Source organism: Pseudomonas sp. Irchel 3F3, assembly GCF_900187545.1.
In the GTDB taxonomy this organism is placed as follows: domain Bacteria; phylum Pseudomonadota; class Gammaproteobacteria; order Pseudomonadales; family Pseudomonadaceae; genus Aquipseudomonas; species Aquipseudomonas fortuita.
Genome location: NZ_FYDS01000001.1, coordinates 745,498 through 752,791, shown reverse-complemented (window position 1 = coordinate 752,791; position 7,294 = coordinate 745,498). Strand labels below are relative to the sequence as shown.

Annotated in this window: 6 protein-coding genes and 1 pseudogene; 3 read left to right on the top strand and 4 right to left on the bottom strand. The window is 62.9% G+C overall.

Annotated features, from left to right (window positions below; genetic code table 11):
• From CKW35_RS03485 to CKW35_RS03470, 4 genes and pseudogenes are all read right to left on the bottom strand, one after another.
• Positions 1-300: pseudogene (locus CKW35_RS03485) on the bottom strand (DotU family type IV/VI secretion system protein); the annotation flags it as partial.
• A 217-nt stretch (positions 301-517) separates the two neighbouring features.
• On the bottom strand, positions 518-1,489 hold the full coding sequence (locus CKW35_RS03480; RefSeq protein ID WP_024717963.1) for a biotin-dependent carboxyltransferase family protein: 972 nt from the start codon (positions 1,487-1,489) through the stop codon (positions 518-520).
• Positions 1,486-2,373, bottom strand: a complete 888-nt coding sequence (locus tag CKW35_RS03475; protein WP_023049312.1) for an allophanate hydrolase subunit 1 — start codon at positions 2,371-2,373, stop codon at positions 1,486-1,488. The genes CKW35_RS03480 and CKW35_RS03475 overlap by 4 nt, the downstream gene beginning before the upstream one ends.
• 90 nt (positions 2,374-2,463) lie before the next feature.
• Positions 2,464-3,222 (bottom strand): 5-oxoprolinase subunit PxpA, encoded by a 759-nt coding sequence (locus CKW35_RS03470; protein WP_016486564.1) that lies wholly within the window; start codon positions 3,220-3,222, stop codon positions 2,464-2,466.
• 120 nt (positions 3,223-3,342) lie between these two features.
• Here CKW35_RS03470 and CKW35_RS03465 point away from each other — a divergent pair, with 120 nt between their 5' ends.
• The 3 genes from CKW35_RS03465 to CKW35_RS03455 all read left to right on the top strand — a co-directional run bounded on the left by CKW35_RS03465 (position 3,343) and on the right by CKW35_RS03455 (position 7,290).
• Positions 3,343-4,260, top strand: coding sequence for a LysR family transcriptional regulator (locus CKW35_RS03465; RefSeq protein ID WP_023049313.1), 918 nt, complete (start codon positions 3,343-3,345; stop codon positions 4,258-4,260).
• Between the two features lie 225 nt (positions 4,261-4,485).
• The gene (treS, locus tag CKW35_RS03460) at positions 4,486-6,552 is read left to right on the top strand and encodes a maltose alpha-D-glucosyltransferase (protein WP_060516598.1); all 2,067 of its coding nucleotides are present in this window, start codon (positions 4,486-4,488) and stop codon (positions 6,550-6,552) included.
• Between the two features lie 108 nt (positions 6,553-6,660).
• Positions 6,661-7,290, top strand: coding sequence for a riboflavin synthase subunit alpha (locus tag CKW35_RS03455; RefSeq protein WP_095115087.1), 630 nt, complete (start codon positions 6,661-6,663; stop codon positions 7,288-7,290).
• Positions 7,291-7,294 lie beyond the last annotated feature (4 nt).

Genomic DNA, 7,294 nt, shown 5'->3' with positions numbered 1-7,294 from the left:
CTTGTGCACATAGGCGATGTTGGGCAGGTCATCCAGCGTACGCAGGCGAATGACCAGACCGAACAGCGGGCTCGCCGCGTCGAGCATCAGGTTTTCGAAGCCGCCACGCAGCTGGAACTCCGGGTCGCCGGGGTAACCTTCAACATCCGGGTCACCTGCTCGCTGCCACTGGTCAGCCGGATAGGGTGAATCGCTACCCTCCGGCACTTCGAGCATCGCGTAGACGCTGCGTTCTGAAGCGTCATGGGCATCGACAGCGCTGTCGGGTTTTACCGGAGGCAGATCGGATGGGCCGGGCATGAAGGGGTCCTTGTCTTCGAGAAAACTGAAGACATGAACACTATCGGGGAATCAATTCTCCAAGGAGTCTGGGGCTTCCCAAATGCTTGTAGGATCCTTCTCTGAATCTAGTTTCCAAACATTTCCCTGGCAGCATCCTGCTAGAGAATAGGGCCCTGAAAGAGCGGGTTTTCCGCTCCTGCAGGGATCGCACAACGCTTCCACAAGCGCGTTGCGCTCAGCCAAAGAGCCTGGCCAGGCAGGCCAGTTTCTTCTTGTATGATCGCCGCGCCTCCAGCGCCTGCTCCAGGCTCACCGCCAGGAACCTTGCCTGCTGGTTGGGCTGCATCTGGCCGATCAGGTCGAGGTCGGCGCTGATCACCGTGCCGATCATGGCGTAGCCGCCACCCGATACCGCATCACGGTGCAGGATGATCGGTTCCAGCCCCGCTGGCACCTGGATAGAACCGATCGGGTAGCAGCTGTCTACGATGTTGGACGGGTCCGAGCCGGCACCGAACGGTTGCTCCCGCGGCTGGAAACCCAAGGCGCTGCCGCCTTTGTAGCGATAGCCGATACGGTCCGCTTCGGAGCCGACTGTCCAGGCCTGTGTAAAGAAGCTTTGTGCTGCGTCTTCGGTCAGGCGATGAAAGTACAGCCCCGGCACCACCCGCACCACCACCTCGCCGCCCAGGGCCTGGCGCAGGGCCATGGGCAGGCTTGCGCCGGCGCGGGTCGTGCCGCTGGGCACACCAACCGGCAGCACGTCACCTGCCATCAGCTTGCGCCCCTGGAACCCGCCCAATGCCCCCAGCGCGTAGGTGGAGCGGCTACCGAGCACCTCAGGTACATCGATACCACCGGCCACGGCCAGGTAGGCACGGGCGCCCGCCGTGGGAAAGCCGAAGCGCAGCACCTGCCCGGCGCGCACCGCAAATGCCGTGTCGGGGCGCTGCTCGCGGCCCTCCAGCAAAGCGGGCATCTGTGCACCGCATACCGCCACCAGCGCATCCTGCTGGAACTCCAGCTCCGGCCCCACCAGCGCACACTCAAGGGCTGCTGCGCCCGCTGGGTTGCCCACCAGGTGGTTGGCCGCGCGCAGGGCGTACTGGTCGAGTGCACCGGACGGCGGAATGCCCAGGTGGTAGTAGCCTTCACGGCCCAGGTCCTGCACCGAGGTGGCCAGGCCGGGTTTGAGTACCTTGATCATGCCAGTACCTCCTGCAGCGACTTGGGGTAACCGACCGGGTCGGCAAGGAAGGCATCCAGGGAGAACTCGACCGGGCGAATACGCAAGTCGAAACGGCCCTCTTCCACATCTGCCACTGCCTGGTCGTAGGCCCGGCGATCAATGGGCTTGAACTGCACGATGTCACCCGGGCGGAAAAACACCATGTGCGCCTTCAGGTAGTTCAGTGTTTGCCCAGGGTCGTAGATCGGTGCCGGGGTGACGCCGAACATCTGGTAGCCCCCCGCCCCACGCACCGAGTAGATGCAACCGAAGCAACCGCCATGGCCCAGGGTAAGCTTGGGCGTGTCAGTACGCGGGCGCAGGTATTTGGGTACCTGCAGCTGCCGATCACGCTCGACCATCTGGAACATGAAGGGCAGGCCAGCCACGAAGCCGACCATCGACACAAACCACGGCGCACCACTGTGGGCGGCGATAAAAGCATCGACATCCGCCAGCCCGTTTATGCGCGCCGCGTACTCCAGGTCCGTGCTGGCCGGGTCTTGGTGGCGGTCACGGAAACGCATCAGGGTCTCATGGGTCCAGGGGTCGTTGTACAGCACCGGGATCTCGATGATCCGCGTCTGCAACGAACGCTCGGCCACAGCCTGGGCTTCGGCACCTTGCACCGCTTCAAGCAGCGCCTGCGGCGCGATACGGTCCGGGTCGAAGCGGATCTGGAACGAGGCATTGGCCAGGCACACGTCCAGCACACCATCAAGCGCCAGCCGCTCCACTGCGCGGGTGACGGCCATGCCCTTGAAGAAAGCTTCCAGCGACATGCTTTCGCTGACTTCGGCAAACAGGTGCTCGTCGGCGCCGAAGCTGTAGCGGATCGGGGTTGTAGCAAGCGGTTCGGCCATGACTGTTCCTTTTCTTGGAATCTTTATAGAAAGGCAGGCGAAAACAAAATGCACGGGCTCCGGCTTGTCTGTGCCGGATACCTCACAGGTTCAGCGTGGCGCACGCACCACAATTCCGGCCGCGTCCAGCGCCCTGCGTGTGGCCTCGACCAGGTCGAGTGCACCCGGGGTATCGCTGTGCAGGCAGATGGAATCGAATTCGATGGCCAGGTCCTGCCCTTCGACCGTGCGCACCAGGCCTTGCTGGCATGCCCGCAACACGCGCTCGGCGACCGCCTTGGGCTCATGGCCCCGCACATTGCGGGTGAATACAATCGAGCCGCTCAGGTCGTACTCACGGTCGGCGTAGAACTCGCGAACCACCGGTTGACCAAGTGCTTGGGCAACACGGCAGATCACCGAGCCCGGCATGCAATACAGCAGCAGTTCCGGCTCGATCACCCGCAGGTTTTCCACCAGCAGGCGGGCGGCTTCTTCGTCGCGCGCCAGGTGCATGTAAAGCGCGCCGTGGGGCTTGATGTGCTGCAGGCTCACCCCCTGAGCACGGGCAATTTCACGCAGTGCGCCCAGCTGATAGAGCATGTCATCGACCAGTTCCTGGGCTGGCGCGTTGATATGCCGGCGGCCAAAGCCGACAAGGTCGCGAAAGCCCGGGTGCGCCCCCACCGCCACGCCGAGGGCCTTGGCCCGCTCGACGGTGCGGCGCATGGTGCCGGGGTCGCCGGCATGAAAGCCCGTGGCGATGTTGGCCGTGCTTATATAGCCCATCAGCTCGCTGTCGACACCGTCGCCAATAGTCCACGGACCAAATCCCTCACCCATGTCCGAGTTGAAATCCACCACCTGCATGACCGTCTCTCCTGGTGCTTGTGACTGCATGCAAGCCACGTTAGATTCTCCTTACCCCCTTGGGAAGATCTATAAACAGATGGGGAGTCTTCGGAAAATCAGATACCTCAGGAGCCCACTGTGTCATTGACCCTGCGTCAGGTCCGCTACTTCGTTGCCACCGCCGAGATCGGCCAGATTTCCCAGGCAGCCATCCACCTGAACATCTCTCAGTCGGCGGTGACTACGGCGATCAAGGAACTGGAAGCCATGCTTGGCGTGATGCTGTTCCAGCGCTCGGCCCAAGGCATGAGCCTGACCGAGGCCGGCCGCCACTTCCTGAACCGCGCCTACGTGATCCTGCGCAGTGTTGACGACGCGCTGAACAGCCCGCTGCCGAACGTGCGCGCCAGCGGCCTGCTGCGCCTGGCGGCAAGCTATACGGTGATCGGCTACTTCCTGCCACACCATCTGCAGCGTCTGGAACACTGGCACCCCGATGTGACCCTGGAGCTGTACGAGCAGGAGCGCAGCGCCATCGAGCAGGGTTTGCTGGAGGGACGTTTCGACATGGCGGTCGTGCTCACCGCCAACCTCACCCACCCCGACATTGTCTCGGAGACACTGTTCAACTCCGAGCGACGGCTGTGGCTGCCTGGCCACCATGCGCTGTGCGAGCGCTCGGCGGTAAGCCTGGCCGATGTCGCCTGTGAGCCGTTCATCCTGTTGACTGTCGATGAGGCCGAGCAAAGCGCCATGCGTTATTGGGAACTGGCCGGGCAGCGCCCGAGCGTGCGGGTGCGGACCAGTTCGGTGGAAGCCGTGCGCAGCATGGTTGCCAATGGCAGTGGTGTGGCGATCTTGTCAGATCTGGTGCACAGGCCTTGGTCGCTGGAGGGCAAGCGCATCGAGACGGTGACCATCAGCGACCCGGTCACACCCATGAGTGTAGGGCTGGCCTGGCACCGTGAGCGGGCATTCAGCCCGGCGATGCAGGCCGTGCGTAATTACTTCCATGATGCGTTCCTGGCGCCCCAGCAGTTGTCCGCCCGGCGCTGAGGGTGTACTGGCAGGGCCGGCCTCTTCGCGGGTAAACCCGCTCACACAGTTACTGCACCGGCCTTGAGGACAGTGGCTAGCTGAATAAGCCACCGCCCCTGGTGCGACGCGGTCAATGTGGGAGCGGGTTTACCCGCGAAGAGGCCATCACAGGTTTCAGCCGAACGATCAGGCCACAATGCCGTCATAACCTGAGCCGGTGCCGACACGCAAAGAGGACGCGAAATGACCCAGCCCGACCCGTCATATGTCAAATGGCTCGAAGACCGCGCCATGCTCAAGGCTTCCCAGGCGCGCGCCAGCCTGTACTCAGGGCAGTCACGCCTGTGGCAGCAGCCCTACGCCGAAGCCCAGCCCCGCCGCGCCACCGAAATTGCCTCGGTCTGGTTGACCGTGTACCCCGACGCCATCATCGCCCCGCAAGACTGCTCCGTACTTGGCGCCCTGGCTCACGAAGCACTGTGGAAACGCCTGTCGGAGATCGGCATCCAGGGGGTGCACACTGGCCCGATCAAGCTGTCCGGCGGTATCCGTGGCCGCGAACTCACCCCCAGTGTGGACGGTAACTTCGACCGCATCAGCTTCGATATCGACCCGCTGTACGGCAGCGAACAAGAGCTGGTCCAGATGAGCCGCATGGCCGCCGCACACAACGCCGTTACCATCGACGACCTGATTCCCTCGCACACGGGCAAGGGCGCCGACTTCCGCTTGGCCGAGATGGCCCACGGGCCCTACCCGGGGCTGTACCACATGGTCGAAATCCGCGAGGAGGACTGGCCGCTGCTGCCTGAGGTGCCCGCCGGCCGCGATTCGGTCAACCTGCTGCCAGCCCAGTGCGACGAGCTCAAAGCCCGCCATTACATCGTCGGCCAGTTGCAACGGGTGATCTTCTTCGAGCCCGGTGTGAAGGAAACCGACTGGAGCGTCACGCCGCCCATCACCGGTGTCGACGGCAAAACCCGTCGCTGGGTTTACCTGCACTATTTCAAGGACGGCCAACCCTCACTGAACTGGCTAGACCCGACCTTCGCCGCCCAGCAAATGATCATTGGCGATGCCTTGCACGCCCTTGACTGCCTGGGCGCGCGCGGTCTGCGCCTGGACGCCAATGGCTTTCTGGGGGTGGAAACGCGGGCCAGCGGCACCGCCTGGTCAGAAAGCCACCCGCTGTCGATCGTCGGCAACCAGTTGATCGGCGGGATGATACGCAAGGCGGGTGGCTTCAGCTTCCAGGAACTGAACCTGACCCTGGACGACATCGCGCAGATGTCCAAAGGGGGGGCGGACCTGTCCTATGACTTCATCACCCGACCGGCCTATCAGCATGCGCTGCTGACCGGTGATACCGAGTTCCTGCGCCTGATGCTCAAGGAAATGCACGCCTTCGGCATCGACCCCGCCTCGCTGATCCATGCCCTGCAGAACCACGACGAGCTGACGGTGGAGCTGGTGCATTTCTGGACCCTGCACGCCCACGACATGTACCTGTACAAGGGCCAGACCTTGCCAGGGAGTATTTTGCGTGAGCATATCCGTGAAGAAATCTACGAACGCCTCTCGGGCGAGCACGCCCCCTACAACCTGCGCTTCGTCACCAATGGCATTGCCTGCACCACGGCCAGCCTGATCGCCGCAGCGTTGGGCATCCGCGACCTTGAGCAAATCGGTGCGGCCGAAATCGAGCTGATTCAGAAAGTGCATCTGCTGCTGGTCATGTACAACGCCATGCAGCCTGGGGTGGTCGCGCTGTCCGGCTGGGACCTGGTCGGCGCCCTGCCCTTGCCCGCCGAAGCGGTCGCGCAGCGGATGCTGGATGGCGATACCCGCTGGATTCATCGAGGCGGTTACGACCTGGCCGGGCTCGCCCCACAGGCGGAGGAGTCAGTGCGCGGAATGCCGCGGGCTCGGGCATTGTATGGCAGCCTCGACAGCCAGCTGGAACAGGGTGATTCGTTTGCCTGCAAAGTGAAGAAGCTGCTGGCCGTGCGGCAGGCCTATGGCATCGCCACCAGCCGCCAGGTGCTGGTGCCTGAGGTCAGTAGCCCGGGGTTGCTGGTCATGGTTCATGAACTGCCATCTGGGCGCGGTATCCAGATCAGCGCACTGAACTTTGGCCAGGAAGTTATTGCCGAGGAGTTGCAGTTGACCGGGTTCACGCCGGGGCCGGTCGTGGACATGATCAACGAAACGGTCGAAGGGGACCTGACCGAAGACGGGCGATTGCTGGTGAACCTGGACCCGTACGAGGCACTGTGCCTGCGAATCGTCAACAGCAGTGGACATGTGTAAACGGCGCCGGGCCAGGGCAGTGCAGCAGAGGGGCAGGTCGGTCTTGCAATTACAGCGCTACGGGCATAGCGTTCGGGAGATTTCTTTTCCGTGCCCAGGAGCAACTCCATGTACACCGGCATCGTTCAGGCCGTCCGCCCTCTGCTTGATGTGACCACCTACCCGGGCCACAACCAGTTCACGATCGACCTCACCCCGGAACTGCTCGACGAATTGAAGATCGGCGCCAGCGTCAGTGTCGAAGGCACCTGTCTGTCGGTCACCGAAATCGCCGGCACCCAAGTCAGGTTCGACGCCATGACCGCCACGCTCGAACGCACCAACCTACGCTTCTTCAAGGCGGGCCAGGGGGTCAACATTGAACGTTCGGCGAAAATGAACGCCGAAGTCGGTGGCCACCTGATGGCCGGCCATATCGCCACCACCGCCGAAATCGTCGAACTGTCGATCAAGGAAACCGGCGCCTTCATCAAGTTCCGCATGCCCCCGGAATGGGGCAAGTACGTGTTCCCACGCGGTTTCATCGGGGTCAATGGCTGCAGCCTGACCGTCGCCGATGTCGACGACAACGTCATCACCATCAACCTGATCCCGGAAACCCTGCGCCAGACCACTTTTGCCAGCTACAAGGCCGGCGATCAGCTCAATATCGAGGTCGATCACCAGACCATGGTGCTGGTTGATGTGGTAGAACGCACCATCAAAGGCACCCTGGCCCGCGAAAAACTGCTGCCCTGAGGCC